This is a genomic window from Arenibacterium halophilum (genome assembly GCF_005938225.1).
Taxonomy (GTDB): Bacteria; Pseudomonadota; Alphaproteobacteria; order Rhodobacterales; family Rhodobacteraceae; genus Arenibacterium; species Arenibacterium halophilum.
In genome coordinates this window covers 1-23524 of record NZ_VCPC01000002.1, presented here as the reverse complement: position 1 = coordinate 23524, position 23524 = coordinate 1, and the positions used below count along the sequence as shown (strand labels likewise).

Here is a 23524-nt window from a genome sequence, read left to right as displayed (position 1 = left end):
CTTCACCTAATGCGGTTTTGACCGGTTTGAAAGGCTTGGCGCACAGGGCGCCCTCCCCAGGTTCAGATCTCGTCGGCGAAATGTTTGATCGTCAGGCGGATCGGATTGGGCGCCGCCTGTCCCAGCCCGCAAATGCTGGCATCGGCCATGGCGGTACAGAGATCCTCCAACAGCGGCTGATCCCACGTGTCGGCCTGCATCAGCTTGACCGCCTTTTCACAGCCAACGCGGCAGGGCGTGCACTGGCCACAGGATTCATCCTCGAAGAAGCGGAGCATGTTCAGCGCCGCCGCGCGCGCACTGTCCTTGTCAGACAACACCACAATAGCCGCCGAGCCGATGAAGGTGCCATGTTCCTGCAACACATCGAAATCCATCGGGATATCGGCCATAGACGCCGGCAAGAGCCCCGCCGAAGGGCCACCCGGCTGATAGGCCTTGAAGCTGTGGCCCTCGGCCATACCGCCGCAAGCCTCGATGATATCTTGCATGGTGGAGCCGGCAGGCAGCAGATGCACGCCGGGGCGTTTCACCCGGCCCGACACCGAAAAGCTGCGCAGCCCCTTGCGGCCGTTCTTTTCGGTCGACGACAGCACCTCGGGGCCTTCGCGGCAGATGCGCGCGACCCAGAGCAGGGTCTCGACGTTATGCACCAGCGTCGGGCGATCAAATATGCCGACCTGCGCAACAAAAGGCGGACGATGACGCGGGATGCCGCGCTTGCCCTCGATGCTTTCGATCATCGCGCTTTCTTCGCCGCAGATATAGGCCCCGGCCCCGCGCCGCAGGTCGATATATCCCTTGTCCACAAGACCTGCGTCTTCCAGCGCCTTGATTTCGCGGCGCAAGATCGACAGCACGGCGGGATATTCGTCGCGCATGTAGATAAAACAGGTCTGCGCCTCGACCGCCCAGGCGGCGATCAGCATTCCTTCAAGGAACAGATGGGGTTGGCGTTCGAGGTAGAAGCGATCCTTAAAGGTGCCCGGCTCGCCCTCGTCTCCGTTCACGGCCAGGTAGCGCGGACCCGCGTTGGCTCGCACGAAGCCCCATTTCTTGCCCGACGGGAACCCGGCCCCGCCCAAGCCCCGCAGGCCCGAAGACAGCACCGCCTCCTGCACCTGTTCCCAGTCGCCTGAGCTACGCAGCTGTTCCAGCGCGGCATAGCCACCGTCCGCGCGGTAGGCGGCAAGAGCTTCGTAGTCGGGGATATGGGCGTGGGTGTCGCCCGCGGCGATGGCGGCCTGCACTTTTTCAGGCGTCGCATGGTCGATATGGGCGTGGCCCAGCTCCAGCACCGGCGCGGTGTCGCAACGGCCCATGCAGGGCGCGCGCAGCACACGCACCTCGGCCGGGTCAAGGCCCTCTTCCAGTGCCGCTTTCAGCGCCTGCGCGCCTGCCAGCTCGCAAGACAGCGAATCGCAGACCCGGATGGTCAGCGCGGGCGGCGGGGTTTCGCCTTCTTTGACCACGTCGAAATGCGCATAGAAGGTGGCAACCTCGTAGACCTCGGCCATCGAGAGTCGCATTTCCTCGGCCAGGGCGCGCAGGTGCGCGGCCGAGAGCTGGCCGAATTCGTCCTGGATCAGGTGCAGATGTTCGATCAGCAGATCACGGCGTCGTGGGGCGTCGCCCAGCAGCGCGCGCACCTCGTCCCAGGCGGCATCGTCCAGCTGGCGCCCCTTGGGCGTGGCGCGGCCTTTGCCACGACCCGATTTCCAGACGCCTGTGCCCTGCTGCGACATGATGCTGTGCCTTCCATTGCCGGTTCGGTGCGGTTCTATACCGCGCGCCCCGCTCGGGTTCGACCAAAAGCGACATGGTGGCGCGGCTTTGCGTTGCGCGGGGTTTTCCGATCGGCGGCAGGGTGATGCGTTTCGGAGATGCGGGGGCGCCGGGCGGCGGGCGCATGTCGATTCGACCTGCGCCCGCCGCCCGGCGCGGTTGCGTGTTCCATCACCGGCACGCGCGATGGCAGGCCGCCATTAACCCTTTGGCAACCATTAACTGGAAAGCACGGACGCAATCTGCGAAACTTTGGAGCATGAGAAATTACCTATCGATTCCCGGCCTATGCGCCCTGACCGTGAGTGCCATCGGCCTTGTCGCACCTACATTGCACGCGCAGCCCGGCATGTCGGCCGAAGCCTTTGACACCTACACCCGTGGGAAAACGCTGTTCTATGGCAATGGTGGCCAAGCCTACGGCGTGGAGCGTTACCTGAGCAACCGACGCGTCGTGTGGTCGTTCCTTGACGGCAAGTGCAAGGACGGCACCTGGTACGAAGAGGCGGGGCAGATCTGCTTTGTCTACGAAGATCGCCCCGGCGATCCGCAATGCTGGACGTTCCGCGACACGGGGTCGGGGTTAATTGCGCAGTTCGAGAATGATCCCTTGGCGACCGAGCTTTATGAAGCGCAAGATGTGGGCCAGGATATGATGTGTCACGGGCCGGATGTTGGGGTCTAGCCGGGAAACCGGTGGTTGGCGCCAAGGTCGGATTTGAGTATTTGGACCAAAGAGAAGAAGGACGCCTTCGTTTTCTCCCATTGGTCCTGCGGCCGCCAGCCGACGAATTGCCCGCGTCGGGGATGACATCCCGGAAAATGTCACATTCCTCATGCACATCTTGCGGACCCTTCGTAGGCAAGATGAGTATGAATGAAATATCTCCGATTCGTCCGGCCCAACGCGATTGAACACCTGGGCGCTCGGGAGGGGTTCTTTTGTGCGGCATATGACTTGCGCAGCAGGCCTGGCCTTGATCAATACACGTCCGATCGGCTCGAAGATCATCTCGGGTGGTTCCGCGAGCATCTCGCCATTCCCGGGAAGTTCAATCGTTCGAAGTCAAAAGGTTCGCTGGACCGGAACGCGGCCGGTTTGAGCTGGTTCAAGCACGACGCGACCGAGGTGATCGCGCGCGCCTATGACTTGATCCACCTGTTGCGCGACAACGGCTATCCGATCGAAATCATTCGCACTGAGCGTGTTGGGTATATTGTGTATGAAGACGCGCATCAGGCTGTTGCGGAGCCGTTTTCGGATACGCCGGTTTGAGACGACGGTGATCGAACAGTGCCAGGACTCTGATCGCGAAGGCCCTAACCTCATCGAAATAGTTTCGATATCCTGAGCCTGGCAGGTTCCTGCGAACCAGCGCGCGGCGCATCGTGCTTTTCAGAAAAGCGAGCCTTGGTCGGGCGGTTTGGGCACTGTTTTCTTGGGCTTGCGCGGTGCGGGGTCGGTCGGCACGGCCGTGACATGGCCATCGGCGAACTGGATGTCGAGCTGCGGCGCCCCGGCGGCAGTATCGCGCGAGGTGACCAGCGCATCGCCTGCGCGCACCACCGCATAGCCGCGATCCAGCGTGGCCTGATAGCTGAGCGTTTCCAGCATCCGCGCTGAGGAGGCGAGCCGTGTGTCGAGCCGTTCGAGCCGCGCCGTGGTGGCCGCGTCCAGCCGTTTGGACAGGCGGTCGAGGTCCTGGCGCCCGGTGGCAAGTGCCATGGTCAGCGGCTGCGCCCGCAGGCGGGTGGCGGCCAGCGCCTCGCGTCGGCGGGCGACAAGACGCAACAGCGCGGGGTGCAGTTGCCGGGCCCAGCCGTCCAATCTGTCCTGACGCGCGGCAAGCCGTTGCTGCAGGGTGGCGGGGCGCAGGCTGGCCGTGGTTTCCGACAGGTGCAGGCGGCGGGTTTGAAGCCCGCCGATCAGCGCGCGCGGCAAGCGGTCCGCGGCGCGATCCAGCCTTTGGCGCGGCGTGTCGAGCAGCCCTTCGGGACGCGGCAGGGCGCGGGCGAGGTCGGCCAGCCGTTGACGGCGTTGCGCGGTGGCATTGCCCGCGGCACGGGTGAGCCTTGCGCCCTGCGCCTCGACCCAGGCCAGCAGGTCCAGCCGAACCGGCACCGCCAGTTCGGCCGCCGCCGTGGGCGTGGGCGCGCGCCTGTCCGACACGAAGTCGATCAACGTGGTGTCGGTTTCATGGCCCACCGCCGAGATCAGCGGAATCTCGGAGGCCGCCGCCGCGCGGGCGACGATTTCCTCGTTGAAGCCCCAGAGATCCTCGACAGAACCGCCGCCTCGCGCCACGATAATCAGGTCGGGCCGGGGCAGCGCGCCGCCGGGCGTCAGCGCGTTGAAGCCCGCGATGGCGCGGGCCACTTCGGGCGCGCAATTCGCGCCCTGCACGGCCACCGGCCAGATCAGCACTTTGCGCGGAAAACGGTCGCGCAGGCGGTGCAGGATGTCGCGGATCACCGCGCCCGAGGGCGAGGTGACGACGCCGATGATCTCGGGCAGGAACGGCAGCGGGCGTTTGCGGGTTGCGTCGAACAGCCCTTCGGCGGCCAGCTGCTTCTTGCGCTTCTCGAGCAGCGCCATCAGGGCACCCTGCCCTGCCACCGTGACCTCTTCGACGTTCAGGTTGTATTTGGATTGCGCGCCAAATGCGGTCAGTCGCCCTGTGACGACAACCTCCAGCCCCTCTTCGGGCTCGACAGACAACTGCGAAATCTGGCCCTTCCACGTGGTGCAGGCCAGCACGTTCCGGTCGTCCTTGATGTCGTAATACAGATGGCCCGAACGTGCGCGGAACACGCGCCCGACCTCGCCGCGCACACGAATGCGGCCAAATTCGCCCTCGAGCGTGCGTTTGACCGCCCCCGACACCTCGGAGACGGTGAATTCGGGCGTATTGGCCCCCGGGGCGGGATCGTCAAGCAGATCGGTCATGACCCATCAATGCCCGATCCCGCCGCCGAGGGGAAGATCACGCCGCGCGCTTGGTGTGGCGGCCTTCGGCGATTTCTTCGATCAGCTTGTCACAGAACGCGGGCAGATCGTTGGGGTTGCGGCTGGTCACCAGCCCCTGATCGGTCACCACTTCGCTGTCTTCCCAGAGACCACCGGCGTTTTCCACATCCTTGCGGATCGAGTGGTACGAGGTCAGCTTGTGGCCCTTGGCGATCTCCGCCTCGACCAGCAACCAAGGCGCGTGGCAGATGGCGCCGATGGCCTTGCCCTCGGTCCAGAACGATTTCACGAAGCTCACGGCCTCGGGGATCGTGCGCAGGATGTCCGGATTGATTTGCCCACCGGGCAGCACCAGCGCGTCATAATCGCCTGGCTGGGCATCGCTCAGCACTACATCCACAGGCACCGCGCGGCCCCAGTTCTTATCATCCCAGCCATTGATCTCGCCCTCTTCCGGCGACACGACATGCACGGTTGCGCCTGCCTCACGCAGAGCTTTCAGCGGGTGTTCCAGTTCGGATTGCTCGAACCCATGGGTGGCAAGAATCGCGATCTTCTGTCCATTCAGACGGGACATATCTTCACTCCTTATCATTGTGTCTGGGGCAGGAACGCGGAGTGGCAGGCGATGTTCCATCACGACATGCTCTTGCCGGGGCGCTCTCTTGTCAGTTGGCGGTCTGCGGCCTATTGAGGCGGCGACATCGAACCCGGGCAGCAAGGAGCCGCGCAATGAACATTCTTATTCTCGGCAGCGGCGGGCGGGAACACGCGCTGGCCTGGGCGGTGATGCAGAACCCGAAATGCGACAAGCTGATCGTGGCCCCGGGCAATGCCGGGATCGCAGGGATCGCCGATTGCGCATCGCTGGATGTGAACGATGGCGGGGCCGTGGTGGAATTCGCCGGCGAGAACAGCATCGACCTGGTGATCGTCGGCCCCGAGGCGCCGCTGGCCGCCGGGGTCGCTGACGATCTGCGCGCCGCCGGCGTGCTGGTCTTCGGGCCATCGGCCGCGGCCGCCCGGCTGGAGGCGTCAAAATCCTTCACCAAGGAAATCTGCGATGCGGCAGGCGCGCCAACCGCCGCTTATGGCCATTTCACCGATGCCGAAGCGGCCCGCGCCCATGTGCGCTCCAACGGCGCCCCCATCGTGGTGAAGGCCGACGGGCTGGCGGCCGGCAAAGGCGTGATCGTTGCCATAACGGAAGACGAGGCACTGGCTGCAATAGACGATATGTTCGGGGGCGAATTCGGCAGCGCAGGGGCCGAGGTGGTGATTGAGGAATTCATGGAGGGCGAAGAGGCGTCGTTCTTCGTCCTCTGCGACGGCGACACCGTGCTGCCCGTGGGCACCGCGCAAGATCACAAGCGCATCGGCGAAGGCGACACCGGCCCCAACACCGGCGGCATGGGCGCCTATTCGCCCGCCCCGGTAATGACCGATGACGTGGTGGCCCGCGCCATGGACGAGATCGTGCGCCCCACGGTGGCCGAGATGGCCCGCCGCGGCACGCCTTATCAGGGGGTGCTCTACGTCGGGCTGATGATCAAGGACGGCGCGCCGCGTCTGGTGGAGTACAACGTCCGCTTTGGCGATCCGGAATGCCAGGTGCTGATGATGCGGCTGGGCGCGCAGGCGCTGGACCTGATGCACGCCGCCGCCGAGGGTCGGCTGTCTGAGATGCAGGTGAACTGGGCCGACGATCACGCGATGACGGTGGTTCTGGCGGCAAAGGGCTATCCCGGCAGCTATGTGAAAGGCACCGAGATCAAGGGGCTCGAGGCGTTGCCCGAAACCAGCACCCAGATGTGTTTCCACGCCGGAACCACCCGCCAGGACGGGCGCACGCTGGCGACAGGGGGCCGGGTGCTGAACGTCACCGCACGCGGCGCGACTCTGGCCGAAGCGCGGGCGCGCGCCTATGCGATGGCGGATGCGATCGACTGGCCAGAAGGCGTCTTTCGCCGCGACATCGGATGGCGCGCGCTGGGCTGACCCTATTTTTCAGGTGCGGGCGAGCTGAAATTCGGGATCGGGTTGGTCGAGGCTGCATCGGGTTCGATCCCCGGCCAGTTGCCCTCGGCCAGGTTGATATTCCCCGGAATATCTTCTTCCCAGAAGGTCACAACGTTCTTGGTGATGTTCAGGTAGAGCTTGTCATCGACGATGCGCCACAGGTTCGGATTGCCCGGCACCTTGCCCCCCTTTGACACACCATAGGCGCAATGGCCGTCATATTGCGGCGCGTAGAATTCGGGGTTCTCCAGAAAGGCGTCGCGGTTTGCCTCATTCGCAAAGGCAAATGTCGCGCCGTTGTAGTCGGCGGTGATATCGGCGCGGCCGGGCACGGCGGCGGGCTGCTCGTCACCCGGGGCGGACTGATCCAGGTCGCGATAGGCCACGACATCATAGCCCGACACGGCAAACCCGGTGGCATCGACAAACTGCGGCCCGGCAAAGGCCGCTCCGGCGGGGAAAATGGCAAAGGCAAGTGCTGACAGGGTGTGAATGGCGCGTTTCATCAGGGCTCCTCGGATGTGAATTGGGCGGGACAATAAAGCCAGAATACCCAAGCCCGAGCCGCATGATACGCCTGTCGCGCAACCGTGACAGCGCGCCAGCGCGGCGTGATGAAACCGAGCCTATTGGGCCCGGATTGTTTCAGATATCCAGCTCCGCGCGGTGCTTCTTCGGCAAGGCTGCAACAATCATGTCGTAGGAGGCAGTCAAGTGCACCTTCAATTCGTCATCCGACAATCCGGGCGTGCCGTGATGCTGAATCCATTTCAACCCACGCGAGGCAAGATAGGGCGCAGGCCGCAGCCCCTCCATGTCGCGAAGAACCTCGTAGGCAAGTGGCGTGACCTTGAAGGTGAATGCATCGTGCCCATCGGCCCAGCCACCAATGGCGAAAACCTTGCCGCCCACTTTCCACACGTCGGCGCCACCCCACTGCACCACATGGGTCACGGCTGGCAGCGCGGCGCAAAAGCTATTGAAGTCATCGCGTGTCATCGACGTGAACCTTGTCCGGGGATCTGATAAGGCAATCCTAGCGGCCAAATCGATGGGCAGACAGGAAGTTTGGGGGCTCTGCCCCCGTCCCTTCGGGACTCCCCCGGAGTATTTTTGGAATAATGAAGCGAGAATGATCCCATTCTTTGGGCCACAAATATCCCGGGGGTGAATTGGCTGCAGGCCAAGAGGGGGCAGCGCCCCCTTCCTACCTGTCCAGATTGCCCACCGAAGGCCGTGACCCGGCCGAAGCAACGGCGCCGATCAGACGTTTTGATCGTGATCGAGGTAGCGGGTCAGGACCGCAGCCGTGCCGTCCTGCCAGAGCGCGGTGAGACTGGTGGCGAAGGCTCGGGCGAAGCGGGCATCGGAGGCGAGATCGCCATAGACCTCGCGCATGGCGAGCCAAGCGGCGGGGTCGGATTTGGCCCTTGTTGCGCGCTGTTGCAAACTGTTCCAGTCGGGGTCGTTCGCGGCGATCACGGCGCCGCTGTCCGTGATTCCGGCGCAGTAGCGGCACCAGAGGGCGCTTTCGAGCGCCAGACCTTCGACCGGGGCGCCGGCGGCGAGGGCCGCGCGGATCGAGGGGATGATGAATTTCGGCTGCCGGTTCGAGCCGTCCAGGCACAGCCGCCGGACGGTATCGCCGATCTTGGGGTTGGCAAAGCGCGTTTCGATCAAAGCGAGGTAGTCGTGCAGGTCGGTATCTGGCACGGGCGGGACGTGGGGCAGGATCTCGGTCTGCTCGACCCGGCGCAGGAAGCCTGCGACCAGCGGGTGCGCCATTGCCTCGTGAACATATTCGATGTCAAGCAGGCCCGCCGCATAGGCGATCACCGCGTGGCCGCCGTTCAGGATGCGGATCTTCATCAGCTCGTAGGGCGTCACATCGGGCACGAATTGCACCCCGACCTGTTCCAGCGCGGGGCGTCCCTGGGGAAAATCGTCTTCCAGCACCCATTGCGCGAAATCCTCGGCGAAGACGGGCCAGCCGTCTTCCACGCCGAACTCCTCGGCCAGCAGCCGGCGTTCCCGGTCGGTCGTGGCGGGGGTGATGCGGTCGACCATGGCGTTCGGGAAGGCCATGTGATCCGCGATCCAGTCGGCCAGTGCCGGGTCGGACAGGCGCGCGGTGCCGGTGACGGCCGCACGGGTGACATCGCCGTTGTGGGGGATGTTGTCGCAGCACATCACGGTAAACGGCGCGTGGCCTGCCGCGCGGCGGGCGCGGATGCCGGCGACCAGCAGGCCAAAGACGGTTTTCGGCGCGTCGGGCGTGGCACCATCGGCCGCAATGGCCGCGTGCGCGGGGTCGAAATGGCCATCGGAATCAAGGAAATAGCCGCCTTCGGTGATGGTCAGCGACACGATGCGGATAGCCGGATCGGCCATGGCCGCCACCAGCGCAGGCCCGTCGCCGGGCGTGATGTAGCCGATCATCGCGCCGGTGACCTGCGCGGCGCTGCTGTCGGCCTCTTGCGTGACCACGGTGGTCAGGAAATCCTGCGCCGCCAGCACCTCGCGCCCCTTGGCATCATTCGGCATCACGCTGGCGCCCACGATGGCCCAGTCATGCCCCTGCCCCGTCGAAAACAGCCGGTCCAGATACCACGCCTGATGCGCGCGGTGGAAGTTGCCCAGGCCGATGTGCAGGATGCCGGGGCTCAGGTCGGCACGGGAATAGCCGGGGCGGCCGACGCCCTCGGGAAGCCGGTCGAGCGTGTCAAGCGACAGCCGGATGGTCATTATATCGTCTCCTTGCGCGGGGCGCGGCGGCCCTGAGGGTCAGGCCAGCCGCAGCCCATCGGGGCCGAAGCGGTGCAGCTTGTCGGCCTCGGGGGTCATGTAAACGGTGTCGCCGTGGCGCAGCTCCAGCTCGCCGGGCGCGCGCAGCGTGATGGTTTCGGCCAGCCCTGTCTGGTGCACATGCAGGAAGGTGTCGGAGCCCAGGTGCTCGGACACGCCGACCACGCCTTTCCATGCGCCCTCGGTTGTCGAAATCGCCAGGTGTTCGGGGCGGATGCCGATGGTGTGGGCGTCGTGGCGCGCGGCCTCGGGCCCTTCGATCAGGTTCATCTTGGGCGAGCCGATGAAGCCTGCGACAAAGGTGTTGCGCGGGGTGCGGTACAGCTCCATCGGAGAGCCGACCTGTTCGATCCGCCCGGCTTGCAGCACCACGATTTTGTCGGCCATGGTCATCGCCTCGACCTGATCGTGGGTGACATAGATCATCGTGGTTTTCAGCGTGTTATGCAGTTCGGAGATTTCCAACCGCATGTTCACCCGCAGCGCGGCATCAAGGTTCGACAGCGGTTCGTCGAACAGGAAGGCGGCCGGTTCGCGCACGATGGCGCGGCCGATGGCGACGCGCTGGCGTTGCCCGCCCGACAGCTGGCCGGGGCGGCGGTCGAGGTAGTCGGCAAGGTTCAGCACCTTGGCCGCATGGGCCACGCGCTTGTCCTGTTCCGCCTTGTTCATTCCCGCCATGCGCAGCGGAAAGGCGATATTCTTGGCCACCGACATATGCGGGTACAGCGCGTAAGACTGGAACACCATTGCCAGCCCGCGTTTGGCCGGGGGCACCATCGTGGCGTCCTGCCCGTCGATGCGGATTTCGCCCGAAGTTACATCCTCGAGCCCGGCGATCAGCCGCAGCAGGGTGGATTTGCCACATCCCGACGGCCCGACGAAGACGACGAATTCGCCTTCGTTGATGTCCAGATCCAGCGGCGGGATCACGTTCACATCGCCAAAGGATTTGGTGACCTGGTTAAGCGAGATACGTCCCATGCGCCCTCTCCCTATTTCACCGCGCCGAAGGTCAGGCCGCGGACAAGTTGTTTCTGGCTGAACCAGCCGATGATCAGGATCGGCGCGATGGCCATGGTGCTGGCCGCGCTGAGCTTGGCGTAGAACAGGCCCTCGGGGCTGGAGAAGCTGGCGATGAAGGCCGTGAGCGGGGCCGCCTTGGCCGCCGTCAGGTTCAGCGTCCAGAACGCCTCGTTCCACGACAGGATCACGTTCAAAAGCAGCGTCGAGGCGATGCCCGGCACCGCCATCGGCGTGAGGATATAGACAATCTCCTCGCGCAGCGTGGCGCCGTCCATCCGCGCGGCTTCCAGGATTTCTCCCGGAATTTCACGGAAGTAGGTGAACAGCATCCAGATGATGATCGGCAGGTTGATCAGCGTCAGCACGATCACCAGCCCGATGCGCGAATCCAGCAGCCCGGTGTCACGGAAGATCAGGTAGATCGGGATCAGCACGCCGACCGGGGGCAGCATTTTGGTGGACAGCATCCACATCAGCACGTCCTTGGTCCGCCGCCCCGGCACGAAGGCCATCGACCATGCGGCCGGAATGGCGATCAACAGCCCCAGCGCGGTCGACCCGAACGAGATGATGACCGAGTTCATGAAGTGCTTTAGGTAGTCCGACCGCTGGTTCACCGCTTCATAGGCCTCGGTCGTCCAATTGAAGAAAAGGAACGACGGCGGCGATGCGATGGCCTCGGCCTCAGTCTTGAAGCTAGTGATGATGGTCCACAGGATCGGAAAGAAGATCAGCAGCCCGATCGCCCAGGCCAGAAGGGTGACGGCGAATTTTCGCTGCGGGGTTACGGCACGCGACATGGCTTAAGCATCCAGGTTCTTGCCGATCATCCGCATCAGGAAGATCGCGACAATGTTGGCTAGGATGATGGCGATCACGCCACCGGCGGAGCCGCCGCCCACGTCGAATTGCAGCAGCGACTGGACGTAGACCAGGTAGGTCAGGTTCGTCGTCGCCGTGCCGGGGCCGCCATTGGTGGTGACGAGGATTTCGGCAAAGATCGACAGCAGGAAGATGGTCTGGATCAGGATCACCACTGTGATGGCCCGGCCCAGATGCGGCAGGATAATGTAGAAGAACCGCGACAGCGGACCGGCGCCGTCCATTTCGGCGGCCTCCAACTGTTCGCTGTCCAGCGATTGGATCGCGGTCAGCAGGATCAGCGTCGCAAAGGGCAGCCACTGCCAGCTGACGATGCCGATGATCGACATCAGCGGCGCCTGGCTGAGGAAATCGAAGGGTTGCAGCCCCACCGCCTTGAACAGCTGCGCAAACAGCCCGTTCACCGGGTTCATGAACATGTTCTTCCAGACCAGCGCAGAGACGGTCGGCATCACGAAGAAGGGCGCGATCACGAGGATCCGCACGATCCCCTGCCCCCACATCGGCTGATCCAGCAGCAGCGCCAGCAGCACGCCGCCCACGATGGTGATGAACAGAACACCCAGAACCAGCGCCAGCGTATTGGCGATCGCGGCGAAGAAGGCAGGGTCGGTCAGGAAATACCGGTAATTGGTCCAGCCGGTGAATTCCTCCATCCCCGGCATCAGCAGGTTGTAGCGCAGGAACGAGAAATAGATCGTCAGGCACAGCGGGATCAGCATCCAGCCCAGCAGAAGGATCACGGCGGGCGAGATCATCACGCGGGCGGCAAGGCGCGAATGTTGCGTGGCCATGGGGACCCCCGAACTATCGGTAAGAAAATGGCGTAGCGCTGCGGGTCAAGCGTGCAGCAGCGCGGTCAAAGGGGGCGGGACCGGCCTTTCGGCACAGCCCCGCCCAGGAGGAGACTATTTGATATAGCCAGCCTTGGTCATTTCCCGTTTCGCCAGTTGCTGGGCGTTGTTCAGGGCCTGTTCGGCGCTGACATTGCCGGCAAGGGCTGCCGAGAATTGTTGTCCGACTGCGGTGCCGATACCCTGGAATTCGGGGATCGCCACGAACTGGACGCCGACATAAGGCACCGGATCGACCGTGGGGTTGTTCGGGTCGGCCGAGTTGATGCTGTCGAGCGTCATCTTGGCAAAGGGCACCTTCTGGTACTCTTCGTTTTCATAGAGCGAGGTGCGCGTGCCCGGAGGAACGTTGGCCCAGCCTTCCTTCTCGGCGACCAGCTCGAGATACTCTTTCGAGGTCGCCCATTCGACAAAGGCCTTGGCCGCCTCGGGGCTGTCGGTGCCTGCCGGAACGCCCAGCGCCCAGGCCCAGAGCCAGTTGCCGCGCTTGCCCAGCCCCTTGTCGGGCGCTAGCGCGAACCCGACCTGATCGGCCACCTGACTGTCGGTCGGGTTGGTCACGAAAGAGGCCGCAACCGTTGCGTCAATCCACATGCCGCACTTGCCGGTCTGGAACAGCGCGAGGTTCTCGTTGAAGCCGTTCGACGAGGCCCCCGGAGGGCCGTAGTTGTTCATCAGATCGAGGTAGTCGGTCAGCGCCGCCTTCCAGGCCTCGCCATCGAACTGCGGGTTCCAGTTCTCGTCGAACCAGCGCGCGCCATAGCTGTTGGCCATGGCCGACAGGAAGGCCATGTTCTCGCCCCAGCCGGCCTTGCCGCGCAGGCAGATGCCATAGACCTCGCCGTCCTTGTCCGTCATCGCGGCGGCGGCTTCCTTGATGAAGTCCCAGGTGGGGGCCTCGGGCATGGTCAGCCCGGCCTTTTCCATCAGGTCCTTGCGGTACATGACCATCGAGCTTTCGCCATAGAACGGCGCTGCATACATCTCGCCGTCGACGGTCAGACCACCACGGATGGCGGGCAGGATGTCGCCGGCGTCATAGCTGTCGGGCAGATCGTTCAGCGACAGCAGCCAGCCCTGCTTGCCCCAGATCGGAACCTCGTAGGTGCCGATGGTCATCACGTCGTATTGCCCCGACTTGGTGGCGATGTCCGTGGTGACGCGCTGACGCAGGACGTTTTCCTCGAGCGTGACCCACTCGACCTCGATATCGGGGTGTGCCGCGGTGAAGGCGTCGGTCAGACCCTGCATCCGGATCATGTCCCCGTTGTTCACCGTTGCGATGGTGATCTTTTCCGCGGCCAACGGCGTTGCCAGAACACCGGCCGCAATCAGGCCCGCGACGGACGCGGCCGTTCCAAAACCTTTCATGACTTCCTCCCAAACAAGTCCCGAAGCCGAGGCTTGCCCCCGATCTCCGTCGTGATGATCGCACTGCCCAATATGAGCATTTGACCGCACTGTGAGCATTTACTCACACACAGGCATGAGTCGTGTCAACCTCGTTGGGGCCTCACCTGCGATAAATCGCCGCTGCAACGCAGCATTCGACGGATGTAGCGGGGGCTCTGCCCCCGCCCGGCTACGCCGGCCTCCCCCGGGATATTTGACCCCAAAGAATTCCTGATTCCCCGGCTTCTTTGGGCCCGAAATATCCCCGCCGGAGGCATTCGCGCGCAGCGCGAAACAATGCGCGAACCGCAAAACTATCGCGACAAAAGCGCCATCGCAGTGTGTTCGTCGGTAATCAGCCCGGTGATCAGGCGCCCGCGCAGCGCCGCGCGCAGGGCGGGCTGTTTGCGTTCACCCGAGGCGATGCAGATGACGGGATTGTCGTTCACCGGCACCTGCACACTGGTCAACAGCAGGTTTGTTCCGTCCTCGATATAGCGCCCATCGCCGTCAAAGGCGCGACCTGCGATTTCGCCTGCTGCCCCAGCGGCGCGCAGGTGGTCGAGCTCCGCCTTGGAAATAAAGCCGTCAACGTGCAATGGCGCGTCGTCTTCCATCTGCCCGATCCCCACGACGGTTACGTCGGCGCGCGCGGCCAGGCTGCGGGTGTTCTTGACGTGGGGCAGCAGTTGATAGTGATCGCGATCGGCCGGGTCGGTGGCTATGACAGGCACCGCCATCGGGTAATGCGGCGCGCGCAGCTTGTCAGCCACCCGCATGATGACTTCGTAGAACGAGGCCGAGCCATCCGGCGCGACATTCCCGATCAGAGACACCACCCTGTGCTGCGCCGCATCGACGAATTGCATCTCTTCGATCACGGCGCGCAGAGTCCGACCGGTGCCGAAGGCCACCACCAGCGGATCGGGTGTGGTGAAGATACGTTCAAGTTCCGCCGCCGCCACCGGCGCCACCGTGACCAGCGGATCGGCGCCATCCGGAAGCCCCGGCGCCACGCGACAGAGGTCGAGTCCATAACGCTGTTGCAGTGCACGCGCCAGGTCCATGCAGGCGCTGATCGGGTGATCGATGCGCACGCGGATCAGCCCATCGGAGATCGCCCGCGCCACCAGCCGTTGCGCCCGTTGCCGCGACACGCCCAATTCGCGCGCGATCTGATCCTGCGTCATGCCGCCGACGTAATAGAGCCATCCCGCCCTGGCCGCTTCATCCAGCGACGAGGGGTCTGCTTCTTTTGGGAGGTGTCGGTTCATCTGTCTTCCAGTCGGCCTGCGCCGCGCCCTTACCGCGCGGGGCGGCGTTCCAGTTGGGGGACAAGGTGAAAGAATTCCGCGAAGGATGCAAATGTCCCGTGTGCCTCTTGCGCTCCGGGCGCATCCGCCGGCGCTCCGGCAAGATGCCCGCCTCCGGTGAAGCGCAGCACGGTCATGCCCGCCGCCAGACCGGCGCGGATGCCCATGGCGCTATCTTCGATGACGAGGCAGCGGGCCGGGGCCGCGCCGTGTTTCTGCGCGGCCAGCAGAAACAGATCGGGCGCGGGTTTGCCGGCGCGGACTTCGGCGGCGGTGGTGATCCGGTCTGCGAACAGATCGGTCAGCCCGGTGATCTGGAGCGAGCGTTCCACCCGAGGCGGGCTGGAGCTGGTGGCAAGACAATAGGGCACTGCAAGACGCGTCACTGTTTCGCGCACGCCGGGCATGGCCTTTAGGTCGCGAGCGAAGGCAGCCAGCAGGGTTTCACGATACGTGGCCTCGAACCCTTCGGGCAGGTCGATACCAAAATCGCCACGAATCTGACTGAGCACCACGCCATAGCTGCGCCCCAGAAAGTGTTTCGCGACATATGGCAGGTCAATCTGCACGCCGAAGCGGGCCAGTGTAGCAACCAACTGGCGCGCGCTGATCAACTCGCTGTCGATCAGCACGCCGTCGCAGTCGAAAATAACGAGATCAAATGGGCCCATCGTATGCCTCTTGGCCAAGGGGCCGTTTCGATTCTGGCGATCCCTTGAGAAACACCACATCTGTTATATTTCAAATACTTACACCACAAAAGCGTCAACATACTGCATTATATTAATCAATGAGTTAGAGCTTCAAGTGCCAACAGATTTATGCGTAAAACTGCCCCTTAAAATTTCATTGCAACTCAAGCCTCATATCGATTGGGCCGCCACCACTGAGCTACCCGCGCTCAGAAGGAGTACTGGCCTCAGGTGATCTCACCCGCTCGACTGAAAGCGTGAGACCTAGTGCACCCTTCAGACACTGTGGTTTCTGTGTTCTTTGGCAGTCGTCTACGAAGAATCCGCAGCTTCCGAGATGAGCGCCTACTATGGGCGGAAAGCGGACTTTCATTGCGGTCGCAAAGAAGCCGCCGGTCTTCGGCGGAAGCGGACATTGGTAGCCACGTAGACCTGCCCCGAAATTAGTCGCAGGGCTGAAATCAGACGAAAGGCAATGCGGCGTGGCAGCCGCATGTCCTGTGATTTCGGCCGTTCGATTGCCTCGCGGCATTAGCGAATTGAGATCGACCCGAATGAGGAGAAAATTTCATTTCTTGTGCGGACGTTCTGACTGTATCTTCGAGCGCAATAACTTGGGGGACGTGCGCGTGGAAGACCGGGCAGAAACGGCGGATACGCCGGACGTATTTCTTATAGCACTAGGAGAGAATCTTAAGGCAAATGAAGGTGTCGATGTCGAATTGGCGGACATCCTGGGGTCTCACATCCTGAAAGCGGCGCCAGCGCAGAATGCCGTAACTCACGCCAAGGATGCGATCCTGAAACTTGCGAGCGAACGTGCCAATCCTCCCAAACCTGAGGTGGCGAATGACTGATCCTTACTTCCTTCAATCCTTGAGCCTTTCTGGGTTTCGCGCATATCTCCAACCGAAGACGTTCGATTTCAGCAAGAAGCGTTGCCTAGCGATCTTCGCGCCGAACGGGCGCGGCAAATCCAGCGTCATCGATGCGCTGGAATTCATGTTCTCAAAGGACGGCACGCTCGAAAGGCTCGGGAAGCGCGCAATCAACAACCAGGCTGGACCCGTGGCGCTGGCGCACAATCTGGCTGAGGAGGCGAAGATTGTGGCGGCGGTTACGATCGGCGCGGTCTTGGGCAAGGAAGTCACCAACGGCAGCCGAGCGGCGACGGGGGCGAAACGACCTATACCGGCGGTGGCCGCGACTGTGAACGACTGCTTCGCGGTGCCGCCGATCATCCGCGGGCATACGCTGCGCACGTTCGTCGAAATCCACACTCCCGAACAGCGCTACACGGATGTCGCCAATTGGCTGCAGCTCGGCCCGCTAGTTGAGGTGCAGAAGAACATTCGCTCGCTGCGCACGCAGGTGAAGGCCGCCGCCGAGGACGAGACGGCGCTGCGGCGCGTGGACACCCAGCTAGCCAAGGAGACGGCCCAGGCGGTGAAAACCTGGGATGCGGCGGCAATGCTCTCCCACGCCAACACGCTGGTGCTGGCGCCACTCGATCCGTCGCTAGTGCTGGCGGCGCTGGCGGCCGGCGATCTGGCCTATCTCGAACTGGAATCGCGCGCCAAGGCTGAGGAAAACAAGATCGGGCTTGCAGGCCTGCGCCAGATCCGCAATGCGGCTGCCGCTTTGCGGGCGGAGACGACGGACACGGAGAGCGGCGAGGCAGTCGTCAGTGGTGCGATTCCGACCTTTGACGCGGCTGTCGCGGTCCTGGCGGCGGCTGAGAGTAAAGAAACCGAAGAGCGCGGCAAGGCGGCGAGCACCGTGTTTCAAGTTTTGTGGAAAGCCGCGGAGCCGCTTTTTGCCGAAGGGGTGTCGGCACCTGACAGTTGCCCCATCTGCTCGACACCTGTCGCGGACACGGCGGCTGGTAGCGCTGAGACGATCCGAGATCACATCACCAAGCATCTTGAGGAGTTGGCTGACTACGCTGCCGCCAAGAAGGCGCTCGACGAGGCTAAGACTGCGGCGACCAAGGCCCATACCCAGTTGGTAGCGGCGCTACCGGGGTTGATTGGACACCTCGGCGACAACGAGGCGGCACTGAAAGCTGATCTTACCGCCTATCAAGCAGCCATCGCCAGCTGGCCTGAGAGCGCCATTCCGGCCTCGACTGATATTGTCGCGGCGATTGCCAAGCTGCTCGTCACGCTCGATCAGGCTATAGCGGACATCGAGTCGAAGCAAGGCGACCACACTTACATCAAGGCCAAAGCGAAGATCGATCGGTTTCTGGAGTTACAGACCGAGCGGGACCTCGCGCTGCGGACGCAAGATGAACTGGGGAAACTCTCCGGCGCTTTGATGGCGCAGGCGACGACTGTCTCGGCCGAGATCCGCAAGAAGGTACAGGCCCTGCTCGACAAGCTTCAGGCGCCGATGAACGATATTTACAAGCTGATCCAGGGCGCTGGCGCCACACTGATCCGGCTGGAGCTGCCGGCGGAAGAAGACACAAACCAGCAGCGGCTCAACCTCCTGATCGATTTCGCCAAGAACCGCACGGGCGTGCAGCCGGGCGGCTACTTGAGCGACTCACAGATCCATTCGGTGGCGCTCGCGTTGCGCATGGCGGCGATCAAGCAATTTAATGCACGCGCGCCCATCATCGCGCTCGACGACATCGTAACCTCCTATGATGCGGATCACAGGCGCACTATCGCCGGACTCATCGCCACTATGTTCGGTGACTGCCAGATCCTGATCACCACTCACGACGAGCGGTTCTTCAATTATCTGAAGGATCAGCTTGAAGCGAAGACGTGGCACTTCACCCGAATCATTGGTCTCGACCCGGCCTACGGGCCGCGTTTCGCCGATCATAAGGTCAGTGATGAGATGATTGAGGCGCGTTGGGCGGAGGGCGAGTCGGCAGCCAACGAGATGCGCCAGGCCGAGGAGGAATGGCTTCTCGGCATCTGTCGGGATTTCGGTGTCAGCGTCCGCATCCGACCGCTAGAGAGGGCCTACTCATACGAACGCAGCGAGTTGGCTTCGGCGCTTGCAGGCCTGCTCAAGGATGCCAAGCTAGTGCCGACGCTGGTGCCGGGCGTCAACAACCGGTTCCTCGACAGTTTGGTGAAAGGTGAGATCGAGAACTTTGGCAGCCACTTCCAAGACGGGCCCTACGGGGACGGTTCGATGGGTGACGAGAAAGCGCGCTGGGAGGAGTTCAAAAATTTCCGCAGCCAGTTTGCATGCAAGAAGTGTAGCCGAACGAAATTCCAGCGGCCCTTCACGCTGAAAAAGCCAGTCTGCGCTCATGACGGCTGCGAGGCTCAATTTGAGTTCGCGGCGGCAGCGGCTCAGTGAGGCTGCTCTTCCGACTTTGGCTTTCCAGACCATGCTGCAAGGTCTCACCAATGGCCGGTTTGAGCAAGCCGTACACCAGGGTCAACCAACCCGAAGAAAGGCAGGTCAGGTCCGAATAACATGTTCCGTTTGCCATGGAAGCGGGACGACTACCTCGTCATTTGGGTCCAATGGACGAGACCGTGTTGGGAGAGAGAAGTCAATCAAGCCACGGAATGCGGAGGTGGCTCGGCCCCCAAATCCACCCGTCGGCGATCCAGAATTTGCCCCCGTTTTTTGGTCCCCAGATCCAGTTGTCGTCAATCCAATATTTTCCGCTATTTTTTGGACCCCAGATCCACCCATCATCAATCCAAAACTTACCAGACATTTCGGGGCCATAGATATACCCACCGTCTATCCAGAATTTACCGTTATGTGACAAGTACTTGACCTCTCTGCCGATGAAATTACATCCTAAGCCAATCGCGGTAGGAGCCGAAGGGTTAGGTTTACTCGTTTGCACGCATTTAGGGAAGAGACAGCCAACCGCTTGCTCACCTCACCAACATCCGTCGCCGCAAATGCAGATCATATCCGCTTCAGGCTGGTCAGCCCCGGATGGTATCTCCCCACCAAATATTGACTATTGGGGGCTTTTTGAAGCGCTGCGAAGTATGCCGCCAATGAGCCGGCGTAGGCCATACGAAGGTCAGCTCTCCGGAAGCTGCACCGCAGCGACCGCAACCAAGATGAACGTCGCCTATGGGCCGAAACCGACCACCTGCTGCGCCAGGACCGAAGGTCCGCCAAGGGTCGGGAGCAACGGCCGACGCTGTCGGCACGGCGCTCAAACCGCTGCGTCGCCACATGACCGCTTCGAGCCCTACCGACCGTGTCGCCGAATTCGCCGTTCGCAAGTGCAGCGAAGTGCGTGCCATCGAGGACCGCCCAGACCGGACCTCGGGCGCGTTTAACAAAAAATCTCTCGTAGGAGAGTTCAGCTTGTCAACCGAAATTTTCGGACGCACGATACAATGCTGCCCCGGACACAGATAAGAAGAGCTCTCAGCCGAGTAAACTAATCCAGAATATTGATTACCATCGGGATGTTTTCGCCAAAATCTCCGATGCGGACATCGCCGGCCAAGGTGCCCTCAGGCGTAATCGAAAGACTTCCCCTAATCAAAGGGTGCGTAAAATTTACGTTACTCGGAGTGGTAATTAGCAGACAGGTGTCGAGTCCTCCTAGCAAGAAGCAGTTCTGTGAACTATCATATTCCCCGACTCGAACTTCGAAAGTTCCGATCCCATTGGCATCGACAGCTCCACTCAAATGGCCACCGGCACGACCACCAGTCAAAGCTTCCGAGAAATCACTCACATTCACGCTAGAGCCATCTAATACTATCGACAATACAGGTTCAGTCGCCAAATAGGAGTCCAATGCTAATTTCTGGACATTTGTGTCTGCCGACAGCAAGCCGAACTCGAGAGCGATGTTTACAAGTGCTTCGTCTCCGCTTTCCATCAGGATTTGCATCGCCGCCAAGCTGCGTGCTGGGTCGGGATCGTTTAGTAGTGAAGCATAAGGGTTGAGCGTCGCGGCTTGCTCTTCCATTCTCCCTTTAATGTCCTCTAGCGATAGCAAATCCCTCGGCCCTCCCCAATCCGTGTCACCTTGACTTCGGGCCGGGTCAGGAGATCCCGATACAATCAAGATGCAAGCGCAGCCGAGTATTGCCCACTGGAAATTCGGAAGAGCTCTTAAGTTCAAGGCCAGAATCACATCAGCTCCAAAACTCGAATGAAGATGAGCAGGATCATCCAGACGGACGCAGTGATACAGCAGCCAATCTTCGCGAAAAAGCTCAATTTTTGCGCTCGATAGTAGATTTCAGTAGTATCAAATTTCGCGTCCACTTGGTCTTCAGCCTCCATCCTTACCAAGATGCGTGTATGCGACTTCGTACCAAAAACATATTGAAGCATATCGAACAGCAACGATAGAAGCGCGATTGCGGCTGGGAGTGAAACTTGCTCGGGTTCTAAAAAGGCAACGCCATTTGAACCACTTCCTTCAACAACATAGGCGAGCGAGATCACAACAATGCCGGCCGATATTGTCCAAACGCGGTTAGAGATGCGTTCGGTAAGCCAGTCGAGGTTAGCGATTATCTGCGCTTTGGTTGCCATCGTACCTTCTCTTTACGGCCGACTTTCAATGGTGTCTACAGCTGCGGCGAGAATCCAGCGCGCGCGGCGAAAGACAGAATGGTTCCGCATGGGGACCTCCGGTGCCAGCCGATGCTGCGGGCAACCGCGTGTGTCCGCTTCGGGGAAGCTACGCTGCGGCATCCGTTGGTGGCCAGAAGGTCCGCTCTGGGCCGGTTGCAACGAAGACCAAATCAAGTTGCGGGTGCTGATCGGCGGGCTACCGCCTGACTGCCCTGAGCCCTGATAAGCTCGCAACTACAAGGACTTTGAAAGCGAGAGCCTATCACAGCTTGCTGACTGGAATCCGCGGCTTTCGTAGAAAGATTGGGCCGTAATAGTGCTGTCCAGACGGCAGCACCGGATGCCTCGGATGCGTAAGACCTCCTCGAGGCTTGAGAGAATAGCTTTGCTGACGCCACTAAAACGGGCCTCGGGATGGACATAGTTTAAAAGGATGTAGCCGCTCAGAGCAGCCATCCCAACTCCAATAATCGCTCTATCCCGCTCGGCGACCAGCACCACGGAATCATCTCGCGCAATCCACTGGCGCCAAGTCTCGACGGTCTTGTTGCTGAGCCAACTTTCAATTTCGGCTGGATCGTTCTGATGATCTTCCACGCAGAGTTCGGTGATTGAGCGGCGAAGGGCATTCACCGCCTCAGCAGCATCGGCAGCCATTGCGTCCCTGATCTTAATCATGCTTCCTAACTCTCGCTGACGGTAGCTTACCTATGCCGCGTTTGCCCGCAACATCAGTGTTTTTCGCTCACCTTACCCTTAGGCGTAGGAGAATGCTGCGCGACACACGAACGGCCGGTTCGAGTAAGCTGCACCGCATCGATGATCATAGGGATAGAACGGCAACTTCGGGTCGCAATTGTCATATTGCTAACCTTGGGTGGTGCCTCAGGTCGCCTCAACTCCGCATGACCGCCTCAAGCCCTGCTTGCCGAATGGGGCATTTTGCGGATAGCCGCTTTCAAAAAAGCCGATGATAACGGTAGCGTTGAGCGAGATACCTGGCGCACACCCCAAAACCGTGTGTTGTAGAACGCCACTTTCTCTATCATGCCTCCAAGGGTGGTGAGCTCGATATGTGCAAGCCGATTCAGTTTTGAGGTTCTTGAATGCCTAAGAATAAAACGTGCTCAATCAGCATAGTATTGGCCATAGCTTTGCCCACGCACGGCTTCGGCCTCGGCTTCGGGCCGTCGCATGATGAATTAGTAAACTTCTGCCAAGTATCACAGATGTTAGCGCCAATTTTTTTACGGGGTGGAAATATTGAGGGCCGCGCGGTGTGCGAAGCAGGCGGAGGCGCTTCTTATGAATGCCCGACGACAATGAGTCTCGGTGCTGGGATCTGCATCGCAGGCGGAGGTGCTTCTTATGAATGCCCATCTACAATGAGTCTCGGTGCTGGGGTCTGCATCGCAGGCGGAGGCGCTTCTTATGAATGCCCATCTACAATGAGTCTTGGTGCTGGCATCTGTATCGCAGGCGGGGGTGCTTCTTATGAATGCCCCTCAACGATGAAATATGCTCAGGGAGTTTGCATTTCTGGTGGAAACGCTTCTTACGAATGCTCCTCAGAGATGAGCCTTGGCACCGCCATTTGTATGGCGGGCGGAAATTCTCTCTACCAGTGCAGTAGTATCGGCCACGATGATCTTGGTGAAGGAATTTGTCGTGCGTTAGGTGGCTCCGCTTCTAACTGTTCCAACATAAGCGTTTCTGCCGCGATTTGCGGGTTTACGAGGAGCTGCAAAGGCAATGATGCTGCTTCTTTGGCAATTTCTATGGCCGAGACATGTGGCGTTGAGGTGCTCTCATACGGAATTGAATAATTCTCTTTTTTCAAAGCCGCCATTGACTTTACATATGCCAATGGCGGCTCCGTCCGCATTGCCGACGTCCGCAAGCTGACCGACGCTTCCCGGCGCTGCCGCTGGCGTGCTCGCGATGCCGCACTGCCATGGATAGAAAGAATCAAAGGCCAGATAGGCCTGTAGGCCCGTTATAAGCAAGCGCCTTACCCCTTCCCCACCTCATACCGATACCCCTCGCCCCAGACTGTAACGATCTCCCCCGCCCCGGCCGGCATCTTCTTGCGGACATTGTAGACGTAGACGCTGACAATTCCCCGCTTCGGCAGCCCGTCGCCGGGGATGGCGTTGACGTAGCAGGCGCTATGCAGCCGCTCGACCGAGACGGTAGCGCCGGCCGCATCCATCAAGGCCCTGGCGACCCGGCTCTCCGACTTTG

Annotated in this window: 22 protein-coding genes; 5 read left to right on the top strand and 17 right to left on the bottom strand. The window is 61.5% G+C overall.

Going from position 1 to position 23524, the window contains the following annotated elements:
* Positions 1-62: 62 nt before the first annotated feature.
* Entirely contained in the window at positions 63-1745 is a 1683-nt protein-coding gene (locus FGK64_RS06995) for an NAD(P)H-dependent oxidoreductase subunit E (protein WP_138863110.1), read from the bottom strand.
* Between the two features lie 299 nt (positions 1746-2044).
* Between FGK64_RS06995 and FGK64_RS06990 the strand changes: the two genes are divergently transcribed.
* The gene (locus FGK64_RS06990) at positions 2045-2470 is read left to right on the top strand and encodes a hypothetical protein (protein ID WP_425456606.1); all 426 of its coding nucleotides are present in this window, start codon (positions 2045-2047) and stop codon (positions 2468-2470) included.
* Positions 2471-2662: 192 nt separating this feature from the next.
* The gene (locus FGK64_RS06985) at positions 2663-3061 is read left to right on the top strand and encodes a hypothetical protein (protein WP_138863109.1); all 399 of its coding nucleotides are present in this window, start codon (positions 2663-2665) and stop codon (positions 3059-3061) included.
* 120 nt (positions 3062-3181) lie between these two features.
* Here the strand turns inward: FGK64_RS06985 and xseA are convergent, their stop codons facing one another.
* Positions 3182-4732, bottom strand: a complete 1551-nt coding sequence (gene xseA / locus FGK64_RS06980; protein WP_138863108.1) for an exodeoxyribonuclease VII large subunit — start codon at positions 4730-4732, stop codon at positions 3182-3184.
* 37 nt (positions 4733-4769) lie between these two features.
* Positions 4770-5330, bottom strand: a complete 561-nt coding sequence (locus tag FGK64_RS06975) for a type 1 glutamine amidotransferase domain-containing protein (RefSeq protein WP_138863107.1) — start codon at positions 5328-5330, stop codon at positions 4770-4772.
* A 155-nt stretch (positions 5331-5485) separates the two neighbouring features.
* Here FGK64_RS06975 and purD point away from each other — a divergent pair, with 155 nt between their 5' ends.
* A complete protein-coding gene (purD, locus tag FGK64_RS06970; protein WP_138863106.1) occupies positions 5486-6751 on the top strand; it encodes a phosphoribosylamine--glycine ligase in 1266 nt (421 codons plus the stop codon).
* 2 nt (positions 6752-6753) lie between these two features.
* Here purD and FGK64_RS06965 read toward each other — a convergent pair whose 3' ends face one another.
* The 9 genes from FGK64_RS06965 to FGK64_RS06925 all read right to left on the bottom strand — a co-directional run bounded on the left by FGK64_RS06965 (position 6754) and on the right by FGK64_RS06925 (position 15715).
* Positions 6754-7278: a YHS domain-containing (seleno)protein gene (locus FGK64_RS06965; RefSeq protein ID WP_138863105.1), complete on the bottom strand. Its 525-nt coding sequence runs from the start codon at positions 7276-7278 to the stop codon at positions 6754-6756.
* A gap of 139 nt (positions 7279-7417) precedes the next feature.
* Positions 7418-7771 carry an MmcQ/YjbR family DNA-binding protein gene (locus FGK64_RS06960; RefSeq protein WP_138863104.1) on the bottom strand — a complete coding sequence of 118 codons (354 nt, stop codon included), beginning with the start codon at positions 7769-7771 and terminating at the stop codon, positions 7418-7420.
* 264 nt (positions 7772-8035) lie between these two features.
* Complete coding sequence (locus FGK64_RS06955) at positions 8036-9517, bottom strand: mannitol dehydrogenase family protein (protein ID WP_138863103.1); 1482 nt, start codon at positions 9515-9517, stop codon at positions 8036-8038.
* Positions 9518-9556: 39 nt separating this feature from the next.
* Positions 9557-10561 (bottom strand): ABC transporter ATP-binding protein, encoded by a 1005-nt coding sequence (locus FGK64_RS06950; protein ID WP_138863102.1) that lies wholly within the window; start codon positions 10559-10561, stop codon positions 9557-9559.
* An 11-nt stretch (positions 10562-10572) separates the two neighbouring features.
* Positions 10573-11403, bottom strand: coding sequence for a carbohydrate ABC transporter permease (locus FGK64_RS06945; protein ID WP_138863101.1), 831 nt, complete (start codon positions 11401-11403; stop codon positions 10573-10575).
* A gap of 3 nt (positions 11404-11406) precedes the next feature.
* The gene (locus FGK64_RS06940; RefSeq protein WP_138863100.1) at positions 11407-12279 is read right to left on the bottom strand and encodes a carbohydrate ABC transporter permease; all 873 of its coding nucleotides are present in this window, start codon (positions 12277-12279) and stop codon (positions 11407-11409) included.
* Between the two features lie 114 nt (positions 12280-12393).
* Positions 12394-13710, bottom strand: a complete 1317-nt coding sequence (locus FGK64_RS06935) for an ABC transporter substrate-binding protein (protein ID WP_138863099.1) — start codon at positions 13708-13710, stop codon at positions 12394-12396.
* 335 nt (positions 13711-14045) lie between these two features.
* On the bottom strand, positions 14046-15005 hold the full coding sequence (locus FGK64_RS06930) for a sugar-binding transcriptional regulator (RefSeq protein WP_138863098.1): 960 nt from the start codon (positions 15003-15005) through the stop codon (positions 14046-14048).
* Positions 15006-15034: 29 nt separating this feature from the next.
* Positions 15035-15715 (bottom strand): HAD family hydrolase, encoded by a 681-nt coding sequence (locus FGK64_RS06925; RefSeq protein WP_138863097.1) that lies wholly within the window; start codon positions 15713-15715, stop codon positions 15035-15037.
* A gap of 650 nt (positions 15716-16365) precedes the next feature.
* Between FGK64_RS06925 and FGK64_RS06920 the strand changes: the two genes are divergently transcribed.
* Entirely contained in the window at positions 16366-16593 is a 228-nt protein-coding gene (locus tag FGK64_RS06920) for a hypothetical protein (protein WP_171054002.1), read from the top strand.
* Complete coding sequence (locus tag FGK64_RS06915) at positions 16586-19063, top strand: AAA family ATPase (protein WP_210236550.1); 2478 nt, start codon at positions 16586-16588, stop codon at positions 19061-19063. The genes FGK64_RS06920 and FGK64_RS06915 overlap by 8 nt, the downstream gene beginning before the upstream one ends.
* Before the next feature lie 1060 nt (positions 19064-20123).
* Here FGK64_RS06915 and FGK64_RS06910 read toward each other — a convergent pair.
* The 5 genes from FGK64_RS06910 to FGK64_RS06890 form a co-directional block, all read right to left on the bottom strand.
* The gene (locus FGK64_RS06910; RefSeq protein ID WP_138863094.1) at positions 20124-20663 is read right to left on the bottom strand and encodes a hypothetical protein; all 540 of its coding nucleotides are present in this window, start codon (positions 20661-20663) and stop codon (positions 20124-20126) included.
* A 164-nt stretch (positions 20664-20827) separates the two neighbouring features.
* Entirely contained in the window at positions 20828-21238 is a 411-nt protein-coding gene (locus FGK64_RS06905; protein WP_138863093.1) for a hypothetical protein, read from the bottom strand.
* A gap of 276 nt (positions 21239-21514) precedes the next feature.
* Positions 21515-21958, bottom strand: coding sequence for a GNAT family N-acetyltransferase (locus tag FGK64_RS06900; RefSeq protein ID WP_138863092.1), 444 nt, complete (start codon positions 21956-21958; stop codon positions 21515-21517).
* Positions 21959-22898: 940 nt separating this feature from the next.
* On the bottom strand, positions 22899-23147 hold the full coding sequence (locus tag FGK64_RS06895) for a hypothetical protein (RefSeq protein ID WP_138863091.1): 249 nt from the start codon (positions 23145-23147) through the stop codon (positions 22899-22901).
* Positions 23148-23291: 144 nt separating this feature from the next.
* Positions 23292-23524: winged helix-turn-helix domain-containing protein (locus tag FGK64_RS06890; RefSeq protein WP_171054001.1), on the bottom strand; the 233-nt coding region annotated here is incomplete at its 5' end.